At 71.2% G+C, this 20473-nt stretch carries 19 protein-coding genes, 1 tRNA gene and 1 pseudogene; 15 read left to right on the forward strand and 6 right to left on the reverse strand.

The window, feature by feature from the left end:
• The first annotated feature begins 27 nt into the window (after window positions 1-27).
• Complete coding sequence (locus tag ABZ434_RS01335) at window positions 28-2781, forward strand: penicillin acylase family protein (RefSeq protein ID WP_359131196.1); 2754 nt, start codon at window positions 28-30, stop codon at window positions 2779-2781.
• A gap of 112 nt (window positions 2782-2893) precedes the next feature.
• Here ABZ434_RS01335 and ABZ434_RS01340 read toward each other — a convergent pair whose 3' ends face one another.
• Window positions 2894-3478, reverse strand: a complete 585-nt coding sequence (locus ABZ434_RS01340; RefSeq protein WP_359131418.1) for a 5-formyltetrahydrofolate cyclo-ligase — start codon at window positions 3476-3478, stop codon at window positions 2894-2896.
• Between the two features lie 107 nt (window positions 3479-3585).
• Here ABZ434_RS01340 and galU point away from each other — a divergent pair, with 107 nt between their 5' ends.
• The 8 genes and pseudogenes from galU to ABZ434_RS01380 all read left to right on the forward strand — a co-directional run bounded on the left by galU (window position 3586) and on the right by ABZ434_RS01380 (window position 10617).
• Window positions 3586-4488, forward strand: coding sequence for a UTP--glucose-1-phosphate uridylyltransferase GalU (galU, locus tag ABZ434_RS01345; RefSeq protein ID WP_359131197.1), 903 nt, complete (start codon window positions 3586-3588; stop codon window positions 4486-4488).
• Window positions 4489-4492: 4 nt separating this feature from the next.
• Window positions 4493-5803, forward strand: a complete 1311-nt coding sequence (glp, locus tag ABZ434_RS01350) for a gephyrin-like molybdotransferase Glp (RefSeq protein ID WP_359131199.1) — start codon at window positions 4493-4495, stop codon at window positions 5801-5803.
• A gap of 122 nt (window positions 5804-5925) precedes the next feature.
• Window positions 5926-6426 (forward strand): cyclic pyranopterin monophosphate synthase MoaC, encoded by a 501-nt coding sequence (gene moaC / locus ABZ434_RS01355; protein WP_359131200.1) that lies wholly within the window; start codon window positions 5926-5928, stop codon window positions 6424-6426.
• Window positions 6423-6938 carry a MogA/MoaB family molybdenum cofactor biosynthesis protein gene (locus tag ABZ434_RS01360; protein ID WP_359131201.1) on the forward strand — a complete coding sequence of 172 codons (516 nt, stop codon included), beginning with the start codon at window positions 6423-6425 and terminating at the stop codon, window positions 6936-6938. The genes moaC and ABZ434_RS01360 overlap by 4 nt, the downstream gene beginning before the upstream one ends.
• 17 nt (window positions 6939-6955) lie before the next feature.
• Window positions 6956-7570 carry a GNAT family protein gene (locus ABZ434_RS01365; protein WP_359131202.1) on the forward strand — a complete coding sequence of 205 codons (615 nt, stop codon included), beginning with the start codon at window positions 6956-6958 and terminating at the stop codon, window positions 7568-7570.
• Window positions 7571-7733: 163 nt separating this feature from the next.
• Window positions 7734-8897, forward strand: coding sequence for a gephyrin-like molybdotransferase receptor GlpR (glpR, locus tag ABZ434_RS01370; protein ID WP_359131205.1), 1164 nt, complete (start codon window positions 7734-7736; stop codon window positions 8895-8897).
• A gap of 97 nt (window positions 8898-8994) precedes the next feature.
• A tRNA-Ala gene (locus tag ABZ434_RS01375) sits at window positions 8995-9068 on the forward strand.
• 509 nt (window positions 9069-9577) lie between these two features.
• Window positions 9578-10617 (forward strand): annotated as a pseudogene (locus tag ABZ434_RS01380) (MarR family transcriptional regulator).
• Window positions 10618-10805: 188 nt separating this feature from the next.
• Here ABZ434_RS01380 and ABZ434_RS01385 read toward each other — a convergent pair.
• The 3 genes from ABZ434_RS01385 to ABZ434_RS01395 all read right to left on the reverse strand — a co-directional run bounded on the left by ABZ434_RS01385 (window position 10806) and on the right by ABZ434_RS01395 (window position 13011).
• Window positions 10806-11333 (reverse strand): hypothetical protein, encoded by a 528-nt coding sequence (locus ABZ434_RS01385; RefSeq protein WP_359131207.1) that lies wholly within the window; start codon window positions 11331-11333, stop codon window positions 10806-10808.
• Window positions 11330-11881: a hypothetical protein gene (locus tag ABZ434_RS01390; protein ID WP_359131208.1), complete on the reverse strand. Its 552-nt coding sequence runs from the start codon at window positions 11879-11881 to the stop codon at window positions 11330-11332. The genes ABZ434_RS01385 and ABZ434_RS01390 overlap by 4 nt, the downstream gene beginning before the upstream one ends.
• Window positions 11882-12024: 143 nt before the next feature.
• Window positions 12025-13011 carry an aldo/keto reductase gene (locus ABZ434_RS01395; RefSeq protein ID WP_359131210.1) on the reverse strand — a complete coding sequence of 329 codons (987 nt, stop codon included), beginning with the start codon at window positions 13009-13011 and terminating at the stop codon, window positions 12025-12027.
• A gap of 178 nt (window positions 13012-13189) precedes the next feature.
• On the opposite strand from ABZ434_RS01395, the gene ABZ434_RS01400 reads away from it, so the two are divergent.
• Both ABZ434_RS01400 and ABZ434_RS01405 read left to right on the forward strand, forming a co-directional pair.
• On the forward strand, window positions 13190-13984 hold the full coding sequence (locus ABZ434_RS01400; protein ID WP_359131211.1) for an SAM-dependent methyltransferase: 795 nt from the start codon (window positions 13190-13192) through the stop codon (window positions 13982-13984).
• Window positions 13981-14802, forward strand: coding sequence for an alpha/beta hydrolase (locus tag ABZ434_RS01405; protein WP_359131213.1), 822 nt, complete (start codon window positions 13981-13983; stop codon window positions 14800-14802). Before ABZ434_RS01400 ends, ABZ434_RS01405 begins: the two co-directional genes overlap by 4 nt.
• A 24-nt stretch (window positions 14803-14826) precedes the next feature.
• Here ABZ434_RS01405 and ABZ434_RS01410 read toward each other — a convergent pair whose 3' ends face one another.
• Window positions 14827-15321 carry a GNAT family N-acetyltransferase gene (locus ABZ434_RS01410; protein WP_359131215.1) on the reverse strand — a complete coding sequence of 165 codons (495 nt, stop codon included), beginning with the start codon at window positions 15319-15321 and terminating at the stop codon, window positions 14827-14829.
• A 49-nt stretch (window positions 15322-15370) separates the two neighbouring features.
• Here ABZ434_RS01410 and ABZ434_RS01415 point away from each other — a divergent pair, with 49 nt between their 5' ends.
• The gene (locus ABZ434_RS01415; RefSeq protein WP_359131216.1) at window positions 15371-16186 is read left to right on the forward strand and encodes an exodeoxyribonuclease III; all 816 of its coding nucleotides are present in this window, start codon (window positions 15371-15373) and stop codon (window positions 16184-16186) included.
• A 13-nt stretch (window positions 16187-16199) separates the two neighbouring features.
• Here ABZ434_RS01415 and ABZ434_RS01420 read toward each other — a convergent pair whose 3' ends face one another.
• Window positions 16200-16841: a MerR family transcriptional regulator gene (locus tag ABZ434_RS01420; RefSeq protein ID WP_359131419.1), complete on the reverse strand. Its 642-nt coding sequence runs from the start codon at window positions 16839-16841 to the stop codon at window positions 16200-16202.
• A gap of 194 nt (window positions 16842-17035) precedes the next feature.
• Here ABZ434_RS01420 and ABZ434_RS01425 point away from each other — a divergent pair, with 194 nt between their 5' ends.
• From ABZ434_RS01425 to ABZ434_RS01435, 3 genes are read left to right on the forward strand one after another with little or no spacing between them, the layout of a single operon-like run.
• Window positions 17036-18556: an NAD(P)/FAD-dependent oxidoreductase gene (locus ABZ434_RS01425; protein WP_359131218.1), complete on the forward strand. Its 1521-nt coding sequence runs from the start codon at window positions 17036-17038 to the stop codon at window positions 18554-18556.
• The gene (locus tag ABZ434_RS01430; protein WP_359131219.1) at window positions 18553-19494 is read left to right on the forward strand and encodes an alpha/beta fold hydrolase; all 942 of its coding nucleotides are present in this window, start codon (window positions 18553-18555) and stop codon (window positions 19492-19494) included. Before ABZ434_RS01425 ends, ABZ434_RS01430 begins: the two co-directional genes overlap by 4 nt.
• Window positions 19491-20396: an SDR family oxidoreductase gene (locus ABZ434_RS01435; protein ID WP_359131221.1), complete on the forward strand. Its 906-nt coding sequence runs from the start codon at window positions 19491-19493 to the stop codon at window positions 20394-20396. Before ABZ434_RS01430 ends, ABZ434_RS01435 begins: the two co-directional genes overlap by 4 nt.
• The last annotated feature ends 77 nt before the right edge of the window (window positions 20397-20473 follow it).

Consider the following 20473-nt stretch of genomic DNA (forward strand, 5'->3'; position numbering starts at 1 on the left):
GACCACCCTGCCCCTCGAAGGACAGCGATGCCCGCCAACACAACCGCCTCTTCCGGCTCCACCGGTTCCGCCGGCGGCGGGCCGCGCAAGAAGAAGAAGGGGCGACGCGCCCGCCTGATCGTGATCGTCCTGGTGCTGGCGCTCGTCGCAGGTGTCGGTTACGGAACGTACTGGTCCGTATCCACTGTGCGCGCCTCCTACCCGCAGACCAACGGGACGATCCAGCTCGCCGGACTCGGCGGCAACGTCGAGGTCAAGCGCGACAGTTACGGAATCCCGCAGATCTACGCGGACTCCGACGCCGACCTGTTCCGCGCCCAGGGCTTCGTCCAGGCACAGGACCGCTTCTGGGAGATGGACGTCCGCCGTCACATGACGGCCGGCCGGCTCTCCGAGATGTTCGGCTCCGGCCAGGTCGAGACGGACTCCTTCCTGCGCACGCTGGGCTGGCGCAAGGTCGCACAGGAGGAGTACGACACCGTCCTGTCGGACGAGACCAAGAAGAACCTCCAGTCGTACGCGGACGGTGTGAACGCCTACCTCAAGGACCGCGACGGCAAGGACATCTCCGTCGAGTACGCGGCCCTCGGCTTCACCAACGACTACAAGCCCACCGAGTGGACCCCGGTCGACTCGGTCGCGTGGCTGAAGGCCATGGCCTGGGACCTGCGCGGCAACATGCAGGACGAGATCGACCGTTCGCTGATGACCAGCCGGCTCGACGCGAACCAGATCGAGGACCTGTACCCGCCCTACCCGTACGAGAAGCACAAGCCGATCGTCAGTGAGGGCGCCGTCTCCCCGGTCACCGGGAAGTTCGACGCCGAGGCGACGCCGTCCGACGGCATCGGTTCGTCGACCGCCCAGGGCGCCACCGAAGGACTCACCTCCCAGCTCGGCGCACTGTCCGACACCCTTGACGAGATCCCCGCGCTGCTGGGCCCCAACGGCACCGGCATCGGGTCGAACTCCTGGGTCGTCGCGGGGAAGTACACGACCACCGGCAAGCCGCTGCTCGCCAACGACCCGCACCTGGCGCCGCAGCTGCCCTCGCTCTGGTACCAGATGGGGCTGCACTGCCGCGCCGTCTCGGCGACCTGCAAGTACGACACCGCCGGTTACACCTTCTCCGGCATGCCCGGTGTGATCATCGGCCACAACCAGGACATCGCCTGGGGCTTCACCAATCTCGGCGCCGACGTCACCGACCTCTTCCTGGAGAAGGTCTCGGGCGACGGCTACCTGTACGACGGCAAGGTGAAGCCCTTCACCGTCCGCGAGGAGACCATCAAGGTCGCGGGCGGCAGGAGCCGGCACATCACCGTGCGCGAGACCAACAACGGCCCGCTGGTCTCCGACCGGAGCGGCGAGCTGGAGAAGGTCGGCCAGAAGGCGCCCGTCAGCAACGCCGCCCCCGACCGTGCTGACGGCTACGGAGTGGCGCTCAAGTGGACGGCGCTGGAGCCGGGTCACTCCATGGACGCCGTCTTCGAGCTCAACCGGGCCAAGGACTTCACCACCTTCCGCAAGGCGGCCGAGCACTTCGAGGTTCCCTCGCAGAACCTCATCTACGCCGACACCAAGGGCCACATCGGCTACCAGGCGCCGGGGAGGATCCCGGTCCGCAAGTCCGGTGACGGCACGCTGCCCAGCCCCGGCTGGTCCTCGTCGTACGGCTGGAAGAAGGACCCGATCCCGTTCGACGAGCTGCCCTACGAGTACGACCCGGAGCGCGGCTACGTCGTCACCGCCAACCAGGCCGTGATCGACGAGGACACGTACCCGAACCTGCTCACCAAGGACTGGGGCTACGGCAGCCGCAGCCAGCGGATCAACGACCTCATCGAGTCGAAGATCAAGGGCGGCGGGAAGATCTCGACCGAAGACATGCAGAAGATGCAGATGGACAACACCAGCGAGATCGCCGCGCTGCTGGTGCCCGAGCTGATGAAGATCAACATCTCGGACAAGGACGTCCGTCAGGCGCAGAAGCTGCTGGAGGGCTGGGACTACACCCAGGAGGCGGACTCGGCGGCCGCCGCGTACTTCAACGCGGTCTGGCGCAACATCCTCAAGCTGGCCTTCGGTGACAAGCTGCCCAAGGAGATGCGCGTCGAGGGCGAGTGCCTGAACGTGCCCCCGGCCAAGAGCTCGGGCCCGCTCGACGAGCAGGACAAGCTGGTACGCGAATGCGGTCAGCGCGACCCGGACTCGGCGCAGCCGGACGGCGGCGACCGCTGGTACCAGGTCGTCGCGAACCTCATGGACAAGCCGGACAGCAAGTGGTGGAAGGCTCCGAAGTCCCGCAAGGACAAGGCCACCGAGAACCGTGAGGAGCTCTTCGCCCGCGCCATGGAGGACGCCCGCTGGGAGCTGACCGCCAAGCTCGGCAAGGACATCACCACGTGGACCTGGGGCCGGCTGCACCAGCTGACCCTGAAGAACCAGACCCTCGGCACGGAAGGTCCCGGACTGCTTCAGCGGGCGCTCAACCGGGGCCCGTGGAACCTCGGCGGCGGCGAGGCCGCGGTGAACGCCACGGGGTGGAACGCGGCCGGCGGCTACGAGGTCGTCTGGGTCCCGTCGATGCGGATGGTCGTCAACGTGGGGGACTGGGACAAGTCCCGCTGGATCAACCTCACCGGCGCCTCCGGGCACGCGTTCAGCGCGCACTACACCGACCAGACCGACAAGTGGGTCAACGGCGAGCTGCTCGACTGGTCCTTCGGGACGAACGCGGTGGCCGGGGCGACGAAGGACACGCTGACGCTGAAGCCGTAGGCGTCGGGCGGGCCCGCGGGGCTTCGGGAACACTCCGGAGCCCCGCGGGCCGGCTGGTGCCCGGGGCCCTTCAGTTGCCGCCGAAGCGCCGCGGGCCGCGGTCTCCGGGGCCTCAGCCGCTGCCGAAGCGCCGCGGGCCGGCGGGTGTCACCACGGCGTCCACGGGGTGGTCGTGCGGTTCCTCCGGGACCCGCGCGGCCACCTCGTCCTCGTACAGCAGGACGATCAGCGCGGGATGGGCCCCGGCCGCCGCGAGGCGCGCCAGCACCCGGTCGTAGCTGCCTCCGCCGCGGCCGAGCCGCATGCCGCGCCCGTCCACCGCGAGGCCCGGCAGCAGCACCACGTCCGCTTCCAGCACGGCGTCGGGGCCGAGACGCCCACCGACGGGCTCCAGGAGCCCGCGCCCGGCCCTCTCGAGGCTCCCCGCTCCCTCGTACGCCGCCCAGTCCAGGTCGTTGTCCGCGAGGAGCACCGGCAGCAGGACGCGTACGCCCCGCGTGCGCAGCGCGTCCAGCAGGGCGCGGGTCCCCGGTTCGCTCCCCACCGAAACGTACGCGGCGACCGTACGGGCCCCCGCGACCTCCGGGAGTTCGAGCGCACGGCGCGCCAGGGCCGTGCCCGCCCGCTGGACGTCCTCACCGGTCAGAAGGCGTCGCGCGGCGAGCAGTTCACGCCGCAGCAGTGCCTTTGCGGACATGTCGGTGTTCAACGGGGCACCTCTAGCTCTCACGTACCGTCATATTTAAGTACAAAGTTAACCGGAGGATCATCTTCCGCCCATGCGCGCCGGTTAGGGTTCTGCGCATGACTCAGTCGAACCCCAGGATCAGCAAGGCTGTCATCCCGGCGGCGGGCCTCGGCACCCGCTTCCTGCCGGCCACCAAGGCCACTCCCAAGGAAATGCTGCCTGTCGTCGACAAGCCTGCCATCCAGTACGTCGTCGAGGAGGCGGTCGCCGCCGGACTCTCCGACGTCCTGATGATCACCGGTCGCAACAAGCGTCCCCTGGAGGACCACTTCGACCGCAATTACGAACTGGAGTCGGCCCTGACCCGTAAGGGCGACGCCGAACGGCTGCGCAGGGTCCAGGAGTCGAGCGACCTCGCCACCATGCACTACGTCCGCCAGGGCGACCCGAGAGGGCTGGGCCACGCGGTGCTGTGCGCCGCTCCGCACGTCGGCGACCAGCCGTTCGCGGTCCTCCTCGGCGACGACCTGATCGACCCGCGCGACCCGTTGCTGGCGCGCATGGTGGAGATCCAGGAGCGCGAGGGCGGCAGCGTCATCGCTCTCATGGAGGTCCCGCCCGAACTGATCCACCAGTACGGCTGCGCGGCCGTCGAGCCGACCGCGGAGGGCGACGTGGTGCGGATCACCGGCCTGGTCGAGAAGCCCGAACAGGCCGACGCGCCCAGCAATCTCGCCATCATCGGCCGCTACGTGCTGGACCCCGCCGTGTTCGGCATACTGCGCAGGACCGAGCCGGGACGTGGCGACGAGATCCAGCTGACGGACGCCCTCCAGCTCCTCGCCGAGGACGAGAAGGCCGGCGGGCCGGTGCACGGCGTCGTCTTCAAGGGCCGCCGCTATGACACCGGTGACCGGAGCGACTACCTCCGTGCCATTGTCAGACTCGCGTGCGAACGTGAAGACCTGGGGCCGGAGTTCCGGACCTGGCTCCGCAGTTACGTCACCGAGGAGATGTAGGACCTTGAGCAGCACGATCTGGTCGGTGGACGAGCACCTGGAAGACATCCTCGCCGCGGTGAGGCCGCTCGAACCCATCGAGCTGCAACTGCCCGAGGCCCAGGGCTGCGTCCTGGTGGAGGACGTCGTGGTGGAGATCGCCCTGCCGCCCTTCGACAACAGCTCGATGGACGGTTACGCGGTCCGCGTCGCCGATGTGAAGGGCGCCACCGAGGAGTTCCCCGCGGTCCTCACGGTCATCGGGGACGTCGCGGCGGGCGATGCCGGTCTGCTCGGCGACCAGCGCGTGGGCCCCGGCGAGGCCGCCCGCATCATGACGGGCGCCCCGCTCCCGGCCGGTGCCGAAGCCGTGATCCCGGTCGAGTGGACCGACGGCGGTACGGGCGGTGGGCCCGCCGCCACCATGCGCGCCCACAGCGACGCCCCGGAAGGCGCCCGAGGCGAGGTCCGCGTCCACCGCCCGGCCGAGGCCCGCGCCCACGTCCGGGCCCGCGGCAGCGACGTGCGGCCGGGCGACCTGGCGCTCCGTGCCGGTTCGGTGGTGGGAGCACCGCAGATCGGCCTGCTCGCCGCGATCGGCCGCTCGACGGTGAAGGTGCGGCCCCGGCCGCGCGTCGTCGTCATCTCCACCGGCAGCGAACTGGTCCAGCCCGGCGAGGAGCTGACCGGCGGCCAGATCTACGACTCGAACAGCTTCGCGCTGACCGCCGCGGCGCGCGAGGCCGGAGCGATCGCCTACCGCGTCGGCGCCGTCTCCGACGACGCCGATACGCTCCGGGCCACGATCGAGGACCAGCTGATCCGGGCGGACATCGTCGTCACCACCGGCGGCGTCAGCGTGGGCGCGTACGACGTCGTCAAGGAGGCCCTCTCCCCGGCCGGCGACGAGGACGGGTCCGGCGGCGGCGTCGACTTCCGCAAGCTCGCCATGCAGCCCGGCAAGCCGCAGGGCTTCGGCTCCATCGGCCCGGACCACACCCCACTGCTGGCGCTCCCGGGGAACCCGGTCTCCAGTTACGTCTCCTTCGAACTGTTCGTACGCCCCGCGATCCGGGCCCTGATGGGCCTGCCCGACGTGAACCGCCCGACCGTCAGGGCGTCGCTGGTCACCGACAAGGCCCTGTCCTCACCGGCCGGCAAGCGGCAGTTCCTGCGCGGGACGTACGACGCCGAGGCCGGCACCGTGGCCCCCGTCGGCGGTTCCGGATCGCATCTGATCGCCGCTCTCGCCCAGGCGGACGCGCTCATCGTGCTGCCCGAGGACGTCACCTCCGCGGAGCCCGGCGCGGACACCGAGGTGATCCTGCTCCGCTGACCGGCGCCCGGTGGCGGTACGGTGTCTGCCGCTGTGCCTTCCGGGGGACACCCCCCGGACCCCGGACCTGCACCCCGGTGCAGCACCGGGGCAACCGGCGCCCTACCGCTAGGCGGAGTTAGTTGAGTACGCAGAACAGGCTGACGCACATCGACGAGGCGGGCGCCGCCCGCATGGTCGACGTCTCCGCGAAGGACGTCACCGCGCGCGTCGCCCGCGCCAGCGGCCGGGTCCTCGTCTCACCGCGTGTCATCGAGCTGCTCCGGGGCGAGGGGGTCCCCAAGGGCGACGCCCTCGCCACCGCACGCATCGCCGGGATCATGGGCGCCAAGCGCACCCCGGACCTCATCCCCCTCTGCCACCCCCTCGCGGTCTCCGGTGTCACGGTCGACCTGGGGGTGGCCGACGACGCGGTGGAGATCACGGCCACCGTGAGGACGGCGGACCGCACCGGCGTGGAGATGGAGGCGCTGACCGCCGTGTCGGTCGCCGCGCTCACCGTCGTCGACATGATCAAGGCCGTCGACAAGTCCGCGGTCATCACGGACGTCCGGGTCGAGGCGAAGTCGGGCGGCAAGTCCGGCGACTACCGGCGCACCGCGCCCGGCGGGGCGGAAGCATGAGCGCCCCGGAGGCTTCCGGCGGCTACCGCGCCCTCGTGGTGACGGCGTCGAACAGGGCCGCCGCAGGGGTCTACGCCGACAAGGGCGGACCGCTGATCGTCGAGGCGCTGGCCGAGCTCGGCTTCACCGTCGAAGGACCGCAGGTCGTCCCCGACGGCGACCCGGTCGAGCAGGCGCTGTGGGACGGGGTGGCCGCCGCGTACGACGTCATCGTGACCACCGGCGGCACCGGCATCTCGCCGACCGACCTCACTCCGGACGTCACGCGCAACGTCCTGGACCACGAGGTCCCCGGCATCCCCGAGGCGATCCGCGCCGAGAGCCGTGACAAGGTCCCCACGGCCGCGCTCTCTCGCGGTCTGGCGGGCGTGGCCGGCCGTACGCTCATCGTCAATCTGCCCGGTTCCACCGGCGGGGTGCGCGACGGGCTCGCGGTCCTGAGCCGCATCCTGGTGCACGCCGTCGACCAGCTCCGCGGCGGCGATCACCCCCGACCCGGGAGCCCGAGCTGAACGTCCCGACCTGGCCGGTGATCCTGGTGGACGGCGCCGTCGCCCTCCGGCCGATAAAGGTGCGCGACCAGCGCATGTGGCGCGAGGTCAACCGGCGCAACCGGGACTGGCTGCGCCCGTGGGAGGCGACCGTGCCCCCGCCCGCCCCCGGCGGGCCGGTGGCCCAGCGCCCCACGTACCGCCAGATGGTCCGCCATCTGCGCTCCGAGGCGAACGCCGGCCGGATGCTGCCGTTCGCGATCGAGTACGAGGGCCGGCTGGTCGGCCAGCTGACCGTGGCCGGGATCACCTGGGGATCGATGTGCTCCGGCCATGTCGGCTACTGGGTGGACCAGGACGTGGCGGGCCGCGGCGTGATGCCGACCGCGGTCGCCCTCGCCGTGGACCATTGCTTCCGGGTGGTCGGACTCCACCGCATCGAGGTGTGCATTCGCCCGGAGAACGGGCCGAGCCGGCGGGTCGTGGAGAAACTCGGATTCCGTGAGGAAGGGCTCCGGCCCCGCTATCTCCACATCGACGGCGCCTGGCGGGACCATCTGATCTACGCCCTGACCGCCGAAGAGGTGCCCGACGGGCTGCTCCGGAGGTGGCACCGGGCGCGTCCGGAGCGTCCGGAACAGCGCTCGAAATAAAATGTATGTTCGAAATTGATCGGGCTATGACCGCTACCGAACGCACAAACACCGACTGTTGATCCGAACAATCACAAAAAAAGTCCGTGATATCAGCCGGATCGTGCGACACACCGCGCCAATTGGCGGATGCCTCCAGGCAAACCCCTCTACGGTGTGAGATGTGAGCAGCAGCGGCCTCATCTACGCAGTCATTGTCGGGGCCTGGGCCGCCTACTTGGTACCGATGTGGCTCCGCAGGCAGGACGAGCTCAACGAAGCCCGTCCCACGGAACGCTTCAGCACCGCCATCCGGCTGCTGTCCGGACGGGCGGCGATGGAGCGCCGGTACGCCAAGGAGCTGCGGGAGCGGACCGACGAGGAGGCGGCGCCCGACGCCGACCCGGACGTAGTCACGGACCGAATGGATTCCGTCGACGTCCGGGCCTTTTCCGCGCCTCCGGCGCACACCGAGGCCCGGGTCCACGACCCGGCTCGGCCGCCGGAGCACTCCGACCGGGAACGCCCGGCGCAGAAGCGCCCGGCGCGTGATCGCCCCGAGTCCCCCTCCGATGCGTCCGTCGCCGCGCGGCGCCCGCGTCCCGGGGGCATCGACGCGGAACGCGCCAGGCGCGCGCAGCGCCTGCAGGTCCTCGCGCGCCGCAGGCGTACCACCGTCGTCCTCTTCCTCGGCTTCACGCTCGGCGCTGTCGTCGCGGCGGTCGGCGGCCTCCGCTTCCTCTGGGCCCCGGCGGTGCCCGCCGTGCTGCTGAGCACGTACATCGTCCATCTCCGCGCCCAGGAGCGCCGCCGGTTCGCCTTCACCATGGACCGGCGCCGGGCGGAGGTCGCGGCGCAGCGGCTCCGGGAGAGCCGCCCCCGCCGCCATCAGCCGGCCTCGACGGCCCCCGCAGACACCGACGAGGACTCCGAAGCCCGCCACCCCGCCCCCGAGCCCACGCCCACGGTCTCCCCGCAGGAGGCGGGCCGCCGTGCCCTGGTCGAGCAGACCGACCACGCGGAGTGGGTCGACCAGCAGCGCGAGCGGGGCCGGGTCCAGGGCGACAGCTGGGAGCCCGTACCGGTTCCGCTGCCGACCTATGTCACCGCCCCGGTCGCCCCGCGCGCCACGGGCGGCATCGAGGTCGGCAACCCGGAGACCTGGAGCGCGGCCCGCTCCTCCTCCGCCGAACCCGCCCAGCCGTCCACCACGCAGGCGGCGACGGCCCCGGTGGACCCGGCGCCACGCCAGCGCTCGGACCGGTCCCGCCGCTCCCGCGACCGGGGCCGGACTCCGCTCTTCGACCAGTACGACGAGGACGACCGCCCCCGCGCGGCCAACGAGTGAGACGCCCGCCCGCCCGCTGCGACACCGACTCGGCTGACCAGCGCGGAACGGATTTCCGAGCACCCCTGTCGGGGTGCTAAAGTTTCACTCGTTGCAAGGGCCTGTGGCGCAGTCTGGTAGCGCACCTCGTTCGCATCGAGGGGGTCTGGGGTTCAAATCCCCACAGGTCCACCGCAGCTCAGAGCCCCTACCGGGGAAATCCGGTAGGGGCTCTTTGGCGTCGTACGGAGTTGGCGTCACGGGGGCGCTCGCGCGTCGTGCGTGTCCGCCCCCGCCGACCGGCCCCGGGTGAACCGGCCGCGCCCGCCGCGTCGTCGCCCCGGTGCTCGGGTCCCGGGCTTCGAGCCCCGAGCTTCGGGATTCGAGCGCCGAAGGGGCCCGTTCACTCTTTCGTGGGTATGTGGCGGGGGCTCGGCCCGAGTCTTGGGCTTCGGGACCCGAGCGTCGGGATCCGGGTTCCGAGATTCGAGCGATGTCCTGCAACCGGTAGGTAAAAGAAGGGGTTTGGGAGAACCTCCCCGCCCTCCCCGCCCGCCATGACGAGCGAGTGTGACTGTTTGTGACCGACTTGCGACACAGCGTCGCGGCTGCCTACGGTGCCGCCAGACGCAAGTGACCCCGACGCGGTGTTGAACGCACCGGCCGGGGTCTCACCCCAAGATCGAGAAAGCGGCGATCCCGTGGCTACCCAAAACCCTATCCCCGCCCCGCCGGCGCCTGCTCGCTCGGCTCCGTACCCGAAGGCCGGGCCGGGCTACGGAAAGCGGTCCGTCCCCGACCAGAGCCCGCCCCGCGCGGACGACTTCGCGCTTCTTCCCGAGCGGGAGCGGCACATCGCCGGGTACGTCGACCGGCTTCCCGATGGTGCGGCAATGAACATCAAGTCGCTGGCCAAGTGCCTGACGCTGTACGGGCAGATGGCCGTCGGCAGCGCGTTGAGGGCCCTGGGCGTGGCCGGTCATCTGCGCCATGTGCGGTGCGCGGTCGGCGACGGTGAAAAGGTTCGCTGGGTCACCCGCACCTTCTGGTCACGTACGGCCCGCGACAACGAGTGGTGGACCGCCTTCCTCGCCGCGGAGGAGAGGCGCTGCGCGCCGCAGCCGGCCGTCGCCTGCGTGGCGCCCCCGCCGCCATGGGGCCCGGCCGAGGCTGCGGCCCCGGCCGCCGTGCCCGAACCTCCGGCCCGGGCCGACTCCGTACCGTCCGCCGACCTCGCCGCTCCTGTGCCGCAGCAGCGCACCGCGCCATCGCAGGACGACGACTCTCCGGCCTTCCTCGCCCTGGCCCGGCTGGGCCGCGTCCAGCCGCGCCTGGGCCTGTCCGACGACGACTGCAGGTCGCTGGAGCGTGCGGCCGCCGCATGGCTCGGCGCGGCGTGGACGCGGACTACCTCGTCCACGCCCTCACCGCCGGGCTCCCCAAGATCATCGATTCGCCCCTCGGCTTCGTCAGGTCCCGCCTCGTCAAGAAGCTCCCGCCGTACCTGCCCCCCGCCCCGGTACCGGCCGCCCCGGACGCCTCAGTTCGCCGTCTGATGATCGAGTGCAGCGACTGCGGCGCGCCAGGCAAGGCCGAGGCATTTCGCGACGGGCTGTGCGGCCCCTGCCGTCAGCCGGCTCATGCCCCCGCCGCCGATCGGGCGGCCGCGGACGGGCCGGGCATCGAGCGTGACATCCAGGCGCACGTGAAACGGCTCCGCGAGCAACTGAGGCTGCGCTGAGGCGCACGGACACGCTTCGCGGGGGAGGCGGGTGACGTCACCGGCCGAGCTGAGCGGCCAGGTGTGAGCGCGTGACGCGTCGGCCTGGGAGTGGGGATGCGCGCCCGGTCCCCACGCAACCGGCCCGCGCCCCGCCCCCGCCGGGGCGGGAGCGGGGCGCGGGACCTGAGCCGGGCCCGGCTCAGCGGTCACCCTTCAGCCCTGTCCAGGCGCCAGGCCACCATTCCGGTGGCTCCCGGCAACGCCGCGGTGTCGATGCGGACCTTGCCGTTGGCCGGGGCGGTGAGGCTCTGACGGACGGGGACGCCGTCGCAGGCCACCGTCCGGCGGGCGGGGCTCCTGATGGCCGTGGACAGCGTGATCTTCCCCGATCCGGCGCAGACGACCGCCAGCTCGTACGCGTTCCCGCGGTCCAGTTCCGGTGCGCTGTGGGAACCGTCGCCGACCCGCTCCAGGCCCGCCTCGACGAAACGCGGCTCGCTGTCGCCGAGACCCGCCGTGCCGAGCGTCTCCTGGACCTGCCTGCCGAGCTGCTTCTCGGCGGCGGCCTCCGATGCGGATGCGGACCGCGGAGGCGTCGCCCGGCTGCTCGGCGAGGCGCTCGGTCCCCCCGGACCGCCGGACTCGCTCGTGCACCCGACGGCGAAGGAGAGGACCACCGCGGAAGCGAGACCCAGCACCGGGCCGCGCCGCACGGCGTGCGGGCGAGGGGTCATGAGCTGGTCGTCCAGTAGCGCCAGCCCGTCTCCTTCGTGGGGAGCTTCGCCGTGCCTGAGCCGATCTTCACCTTGCCGCACCGGTCAGCACTGGTCTTGTACTTCGTCCAGTTCACCTTGTAGCCCCATGAGCCGTACTGCAGGTGCCCGTACTTCCTTGCCGGGACGGCGTGCGTGTAGTGGTGCCCCACGGTCACCCCCACCTCGCCCACCACCTTGACGCTGTACTCCGCCTTCACCTCGGCGAGGAGGACACCGGCGCTCACCCCGGCGGTGCCGCTGACCTCGACGCCGATCTTGCCCGCCTTCTCGACGCTGACCCTGATGGAGCCGCCGGGGCCGTCCTTGAAGCTGGTGCCGTGCCACCACGACGGAACGTGGTAGCTCTTCTTGCCGCTCACCTGGACCCACTGCTTGACCGGGTTGTCACAGCGGGGCACGACGAGCGCCCCGCCTCCCCCCGCGGCATGGGCCGTGGTGGTCGCCGCCATGGCGAATGCCACCGCGGCAGTCGGGACGAGAACACGCCTGAGAGTTGTGCCGTGCATTCAATTCCCCCTCGATAGATGCTCAGTTGACTGGTCAGGTCAACGAGGTCAGTCGAGAACCTACGGCCTCGGAAGCCTTTGCCGGGCGTCCGTCGGAAACTCTGAGGAAGAATTGAGGGTCGGCCGGGCGGGGCCCCGTCGGCTCAGTGCGCCCCGTCCAGCCGGGCCCGCTGTTCGTCCGTCAGCTCCAGCTCCACCGCGGCCAGGTTCTCCTTCAGCTGCGCCACCGACGACGCCCCGGCCAGCGGGATCACGGGAAGCCGGCCACCGATCTGCCAGGCCAGGACGACCTGGTTGATGCCCGCCCCCGTCTCGGCGGCGACCTCGCGCAGGACCGTGAGGCGGGCGGGGGTGCCGGGGTGGTCGTAGTCCTGGGGGAGCGGCTTGTCCGGGCGGGTGTACGCGCCGGCGAGCAGCGGGGAGTACGCGACCAGGGTCAGGGCGGGGTCGGCGCGCAGGTAGCTGAGCAGTTCGGGTCCGGCGTGGCCCAGGCTGCCGTCCTCGAACAGGGGGCTGGGGACGTCGAATCGGGGGCGCAGGTGGCTGTGCTGGTACTGCAGCACCTCGTAACCGGGCAGTCCGGCCGACGCCGCGAGCGCGCGGGCCCGTTCCACGCGCCAGATGGCGTGGTTGCTGGCGCCCAGGAGACCGACCGTGCCGGCCGCGCTCAGCTCCCCGAGTGCCTCGACGGTCTCGGCGAGCGGGACGGTCCGGTCCTCGATGTGGGCGTAGAGCAGGTCGAGCCGTTCCACCCCGAGGCGGTCCCGGCTGCGCTCCACGGCCTCGCGGACCGCCTTCGCCGACAGGCCCTCCGGGTTGTCGACGAACCCGGTGCCGGGCGCGAGCGGTTCGGCGCCCAGCTTGGTGGCGATGACGATCTCGTCCCCGATCCCACGGCTGCGCCGCCACTTGCCGAGCAGCCGCTCGCTCTGGCCGCCGAGACCGCCGTCGACCCAGTACGCGTAGTTGTCGGAGGTGTCGATGAACGTGCCGCCGGCCTCCACGAAGTGGTCCAGGATCGCGAACGAGGTCTTCTCGTCGGTGACCGACCCGAAGAGCATGGCGCCGAGTGCGAGGACGCTCACCTCCCGGCGGGTGGCGGGATCTGTGCCGATGGTGCGGTACTTCATGACGTTCCCCTCCGGTTCCGGTCACCGTCGTCCGGTGGCCGCGGAAGGGAGTGTGCTTGTTGAAGTGCGCTTCAAGGCAAGGGTGTCGGCAGGAAATCGGCTGACGGAGCCTGATGGCCGTCGCCTAGGCTGAACGCGTTGACCCGCATGTGAAGCACTCCGCACCGAGGAGCGATTTGTGACGGCAGGCATACCCGAGCCCCAGCCCCGGATCGACACCGGCAAGCCCCACCCCGCCCGCGTCTACGACTGGTTCCTGGGCGGCAAGGAGAACTACCCGGCGGACCAGCAGTTCGCGCGGACTCTGCCGGAGGAGACGCGCGGGAACGCCGCGCGCAACCGGGCGTTCATGCACCGGGCCTCCGCCTGGCTGGCGCGTGCCGGGATCGACCAGTTCCTGGACATCGGCGCCGGCATCCCCACGGAGCCCAACCTCCACCAGGTCGTGCAGGCGATCACTCCGACGGCCCGGATCGTCTACGCGGACCACGACCCGATCGTCCTCCGGCACGCGGAGACCCTCCTCGCCGGTGCTCCCGAGGGGGCCATCGACTACCTCCACGCCGACGTACGTGAGCCGGAGGCGATTCTCGAACGGGCCAAGGAGTTCCTGGACTTCGAGCGGCCCATCGCCCTGTCGCTGCTGGCGCTGATGCACTTCCTGCCGGACGACCAGGACCCGTACGGCATCACCCGCACCCTGGTCGACGCCCTGCCCACCGGGAGTTACCTGGCCCTGTCGCACGGCACCGCCGATCAGCACCCGGAGCTGAAGCAGGAGACGGAGTCGGCGTACAGGAAGGGCGCCATCGCGCTGCGGATGCGTACGCGTGCCGAGGTCGAGCAGTTCTTCGAGGGGCTGGAGCTCGTCGAGCCGGGCCTCGTCCCGGCGACCGAGTGGTACCGGGAGGAGCCGGCGCCCGTCGTGGAGCGCAGCGGCTTCTACGTGGGTGTGGGGCGGGTGGTCCGGTGAGTACGCGGTTCACGGCGGAGGACGGCACCGTGCTCGCGTACGACGACCTGGGAAAGGCCGGTGATCAGCCGCCCGTCGTCCTCGTCCACGGGCATCCGTTCAACCGGAGCATGTGGCAGCCGCAGGCGACCGCGCTCGTCGCGGCGGGGTACCGGGTGATCGTGCCCGATCTGCGGGGGTACGGGGAGAGCGGCGTCGTCGCGGGGCGGACCCTGTTCGCGCAGTTCGCCGACGACATCGCCGCGCTGCTGGACCGGCTGGGCCTTGCGCGGGCGGTGGTGGGCGGGGTGTCCATGGGCGGCCAGATCGCCATGGAGTTCCACCGTTCGCACCCGGGCCGGGTGGCGGCGCTGGTCCTGGCCGACACCTCGCCGGTCGCCGAGACCGAGGAGGGCAAGGCGTTCCGCAACCGCCTCGCCGACCGCTTGCTCGCCGAAGGGATGGACGGGTACGCGAACGAGGTCATCGACAAGATGCTGGCTCCGTACAACGTCACCGGGCTGCCGGACGTCGCCGCGCACGTGACGGGGATGATGCGGATGACCGACCCCCAGGGGGCGGCCGCCGCGTTGCGGGGCCGGGCGGAGCGGCCCGACTACCGTGACTCGCTCGCCGGGGCCGGGGTGCCCGTCCTGGTCGTGGTCGGTGCCGACGACGTCTACACGCCCGTCTCGGAGGCCCGGGCCCTGCACGGGCTCATCCCGGACGCGGAGCTGGTCGTGGTCGAGGGGGCGGGGCACCTGCCGGGTCTGGAGCGGCCCGAGCCGTTCAGCGACGCGGTGGTGACCTTCCTGGCGAGGGTGGGCGTCGGGGCCTAGAGGTGGGCGGCGGATCCGAGGGCCCTACGAAAGCCCGTCGGGCTGGAGCGGCTTCGCGAAGCAGAGGCTGCTGTCGTACGTGCGGTAGTGGCCGAACTTCTCGCAGGCCGTGTAGCCGCTGGAGAGGTACAGCGCTATCGCCTCGGGCTGCTGGTCGCCCGTCTCCAGGACCATGCGGGTGCGGCCCGCCGCGCGGGCGTCGGCCTCCAGGGCGGCCAGGATGCGGCGGGCCAGGCCCTGCCCGCGCCCCTCGGGTATCACGAACATCCGCTTGAGCTCGGCGTCACCGTCCGAGTAACCCTCGTCGTTGCGTTCCTGCGAGCGCCAGCCGCCGGTGGCGACGGGGCGGTCCGACGCGTCGTAGGCGAGCAGATACAGGCCGTGCGGCGGGTCGAACATCGTGGCGTCCAGCGGTGTGATGTCGCCCTCGTCCCCGTAACGCTCGGCGTATTCGAGCTGCACGAGATCGTTGAGTTTGACGGCGTCGGGGTGATCGTACGGGCGCTGCTGGATAATCATGCGTTAGATGGTACATGTATGCGCGCGATGGGGTCGGTATCGTGCCGGAATGCTCACTGTGACCTCCGTGAATGTAAACGGTCTCCGCGCCGCCGCGAAAAAGGGCTTCGTCGAGTGGCTGGCGCAGACCGACGCCGATGTGATCTGCCTCCAGGAGGTGCGGGCCGAGCCGCAGCAGCTGCCCGAGGAGGTGCGTGAGCCCGAGGGCTGGCACACCGTCCACGCGCCGGCCGCCGCCAAGGGCCGGGCCGGGGTCTCGCTCTACTCCCGCCGGGCGCCGGAGCGCGTACAGATCGGCTTCGGCGGATTCGGGGTCGAGGGGAGCGAGGAGTTCGACGCGAGCGGCCGGTACGTCGAGATCGACCTTCCCGGAGTCACGGTCGCGAGCCTGTACCTGCCCTCTGGCGAGGTCGGTACGGAGAAGCAGGACGAGAAGGAACGCTTCATGGCGGCCTTCCTCCCCTACCTCACCGGACTGAAGGCGCGAGCCGCCGCAGAGGGCCGCGAGGTCGTCGTGTGCGGCGACTGGAACATCGCGCACCGGGAGGCCGACCTCAAGAACTGGAAGGCCAACAGGAAGAGCTCCGGCTTCCTGCCCGAGGAGCGGGAGTGGCTGACCCGGGTCTTCGAGGAGGCCGCGTACGTCGACGTCGTGCGCGCCCTGCACCCGGACGTCGAGGGGCCGTACTCGTGGTGGTCCTACCGCGGGCGCGCCTTCGACAACGACACGGGCTGGCGGATCGACTACCAGGTGGCGACGCCCGGTCTTGCCGCGCGTGCGGTGAAGGCCCTGGTCGAGCGGGCCGCCACGCACGGGGAGCGGTGGAGCGACCACGCCCCGGTGACGGTGGTGTACGAGCGGTAGGGCGCCGTACGGGCTACGCCGGCGGCTGCGGGGCCTCCGCGTCGCGGCGCAGCCGCCGGTCCAGGGCCATGGAGAGTTCCGCGTCCACCACCGCCCGGGCCAGTGGGCGCAGTTGGGGTGGTTCGGCCTCGGTGCTGTGGGCGCGCAGGGTCGCGACGAAGAGGTCGGCCAGGGCGTCCGCGTGCTCGCGGACCCGGCGGCCGGAGGCGAGCACCTCGGCGAGGGGGACCCCTTCGCGTACGAGTTCGGCCGACACCTCCAGCAGGCGGCGGCTGATGTGCACGATCTCGTCGCCGTCCGTGCCGAGGTAGCCCAGCTCCATGGCCGTCGCGAGGTTCTCCGGGGTGGACTCGTCCCTGAAGTAGTCCGCCAGCTGCTCGGGCGTCAGCCGGATCGGGGTCTCCTCGGTCGGTTCGCCCAGGCCCAGCACCTCGGCGACATCGCGGCCGCTCTCGAAGGTGCGGGCCAGGTCGGCGATGCCGGTGAGGGTGTGGCCGCGCTCCAGCAGGCCCGCGATGGTGCGCAGGCGGGCCAGGTGATGGTCGTCGTACCACGCGATGCGGCCCTCGCGCCGGGGCGGCGAGATCAGGCCGCGTTCCCGGTAGAAGCGCAGGGTCCGCACGGGGATGCCGGCCTCCTTGGCCAGCTCCTCCATGCGGTATTCGCGGTGCGCGCGTCCTTCTGCCACCCCCGCACCCTACCGGCCTCCGCCATCGGGGGGCCGCTTGTTGTACCGCCGGTAACTTTCCCTCGCCGGACCCCTACCCATCGGTACGAAGCTGCTCTAGTCTCCCAACAATGCCAGTGATTGCTGGCAGAGTCGTGTGACGTACCGCAGGAGGCGGCAGCATGGCCCAGCACGAGCATGTACGCGTGGCGGTGATCGGATCCGGATTCGGGGGCCTCGGCGCCGCCGTCCGGCTGCGCCGCGAAGGCATCACCGATTTCGTGATCCTGGAGCGGGCCGGTTCGGTCGGCGGTACCTGGCGCGACAACAGCTATCCGGGCTGCGCCTGTGACGTCCCGTCCCATCTCTACTCGTTCTCGTTCGCACCCAACCCCGAGTGGCCGCGCACCTTTTCCGGGCAGGAACACATCCGTGCCTACCTGGAGCACGTCGCGGACACCTTCGGGCTGCGACCCCACCTCAGGCTCAACCATGAGGTGAAGCAGATGCGTTGGGACAACGGTGAACTGAACTGGGTCATCGACAGCGCGAACGGCACCACGATCGTCGCCGACGTCGTCGTCTCCGCGACCGGTCCGCTCTCCGACCCGAAGATGCCCGACATCCCGGGGCTCGCCGACTTCCCCGGCAAGGTCTTCCACTCCGCACGCTGGGACCACGACGCCGATCTGACCGGCAAGCGCGTCGCGATGATCGGCACCGGCGCCTCCGCGATCCAGATCGTGCCGTCCATCCAGCCGAAGGTCGGCAAGCTGACGCTCTTCCAGCGCACCCCGCCGTGGGTCATGCCGCGCATGGACCGGCAGATCAGCGGAGCCGAGCGCTGGCTGCACCGCACGCTCCCCTTCACCGGTACCGCGCGCCGCGGTCTGCTGTGGGGCATAAGGGAATTGCAGGTCAGCGCCTTCACCAAGCACCCGAACGAACTGGGCCTGGTCGAGCGGATAGCCAAGTCCAACATGGCAAGGGCGATCAAGGACCCCGCGCTGCGGGCCAAGCTGACCCCCTCGTACCGCATCGGCTGCAAGCGCATCCTGCTCTCCAGCGCCTACTACCCGGCGCTCGCCCAGCCCAATGTGGATGTGGTCGCCTCCGGCCTGAGCGAGGTGCGCGGCTCCACGGTCGTCGCCGCCGACGGCACGGAGACCGAGGTCGACGCGATCATCTTCGGCACCGGCTTCCACGTCACCGACATGCCGATCGCCGAGCGGGTGGTGGGCGCGGACGGCATCACGCTCGCCGAGTCCTGGAAGGACGGAATGCAGGCGCTGCGCGGAGCGAGCGCGGCCGGCTTCCCCAACTGGATGACGATCATCGGACCCAACACCGGGCTCGGCAACTCCTCGATGATCCTCATGATCGAGGCACAGTTGAACTACATGGCCGACTACATGAAGCAGTTGCACGTGCTGGGAGGCCGCGTCGCACTCGACGCGCGCCCCTCGTCCGTCGGCGCCTGGAACCGTCGCGTCCAGGAGCGCATGAAGCGCACGGTGTGGAACACCGGCGGCTGCAACAGCTGGTACCTGGACGCCAACGGCCGCAACACCACGGTCTGGCCCGGCACCACCGCCGAGTTCCGCAAGGTGACGCGGGAGGTCGACCTCGCGGAGTACGAGGTCGTACGGGTGCCCGCGCAGCGGGACGCGAAGCGGGCCGTCGCCGAGGAGGTGGCGGGATGAGCCGGCAGCTGCGCAGCGCCGACGTCCGGCCGGTGCCGGTGCGCGAACTGATGGCCGTCTCCGCCGACGGCTCCCGCATCCACGTCGAGGTGCACGGACAGGACGGCGCCCCGGCCGTGGTCCTCGCCCACGGCTGGACCTGCAACACCCACTTCTGGGACGCCCAGATCCGCGACCTGGCCGTGGACCACCGCGTCATCGCCTACGACCAGCGCGGGCACGGCACCTCGCCCGCCGTGGGGCCCCGGGGCTACAGCACCGACGCGCTGGCCGACGACCTCGAAGCGGTGCTCGCGGCCACCCTCGCCCCGGGCGAGAAGGCCGTCCTGGCCGGGCACTCCATGGGCGGCATGACGATCATGTCCGCCTCGCGGCGGGCCGGGCTGCGCGAGCACGCGGCCGCCGCCCTGCTGTGCAGCACGGGCAGCGCCCGGCTGATCGCGGAGTCCCTGGTCGTGCCGCTGCGGCCCGGCGCCGTGCGCACCCGGATGACGCGTGCGATCCTCGGGGCGCGGGCGCCGCTCGGGCCGGTCACGCCGGTCTCCCGGCGAATCCTCAAGTACGCGACGATGGGGGCTGGTTCGGCCCCGGACCGGGTCGACGCCTGCGCACGGATCGTGCACGACTGCCCGCGGGCGGCCCGGGTCGCCTGGGGGCACGTGCTCGCGGACCTCGATCTCGTCGAGGGCGTACGGGAGCTGCGGGTGCCCACCGCGGTGATCGCGGGGACGGACGACCGGCTGACCCCGCCCGTCCACGCCCGTGACCTCGCTGCGGCGCTGCCCGACTGCCTCGGCCTCACCGAACTGGCGGGCATGGGCCACATGACGCCGGTCGAGGCACCGGAGATCGTCACGGCGAAGATCCGGGAACTGGTGACCACGTACCTCCCGGTACGGGGCACGGCCGATGTCGAGGGCAAGGAGGAGGTCGTATGAGCGGCACGCGGAGTCTCGAAGGACAGGTCGTCGTCGTCACGGGCGCGGCGCGCGGCGTGGGCGAGCTGCTGGCTCGCAAGCTCTCGGCGCGGGGGGCCACGCTGGCGCTGGTCGGCCTGGAGCCGGACGAGCTGAAGAAGGTCTCCGAGCGGCTGCACGGGGACAGCGACCACTGGCACGCGGACGTCACGGACCACGAGGCGATGGAGCGGGTCGCGCAGGAGGTCAAGGAACGCTTCGGGAAGGTCGACATCGTCGTCGCCAACGCGGGCGTCGCCTCGGGCGGGCCGTTCGTCGACTCCGATCCGGTGGCCTGGCGGCGGGTCATCGAGGTCAACCTGATCGGTGGCGCGGTCACCGGCCGGGCATTCCTGCCGGTGCTGATGGAGAGCCGCGGCTACTTCCTCCAGATCGCCTCCCTGGCCGCGATCACCCCGGCGCCCATGATGACGGCGTACTGCGCCTCCAAGTCGGGCGTCGAGGCGTTCGCACACAGCCTGCGGGCGGAGGTCGGTTACCGGGGCGTGAAGGTCGGCGTCGGCTACCTCTCCTGGACCGACACCGACATGGTGCGCGGCGCGGACGAGGACGACGTGATGCGGGAGCTGCGCCAGCGGCTGCCGTGGCCGTCCAACCGCACGTACCCGCTGGGCCCGGCCGTCGACCGCATCGTGGCCGGCATCGAGCGGCGCTCGCCGCATGTGTACGCCCAGTGGTGGCTGCGCGGGATGCAGTCCGTACGGGGCTACCTGCCGTCCTTGATCGGCATCGTCGGCCAGCGCGAGATGAAGCGGTTCGGGTCCCGTCTGGAGGGCGTCGGCAAGGGGCTCGTGGGCGCCGGAGGAGCGGCTGACCAGGACGAACGGGCGGCGCGACGGGCGCCGAACACGCAGCGTAAGTGATCGAAATGCGTGGGATGTCCTGCCGTGTAAGTCTGGTCGAGGCCCCCACCGGGCCACCCCCAAGCACCCTCACATAG

It is taken from the genome of Streptomyces sp. NPDC005761, assembly GCF_040630635.1.
Lineage (GTDB): Bacteria > Actinomycetota > Actinomycetes > Streptomycetales > Streptomycetaceae > Streptomyces.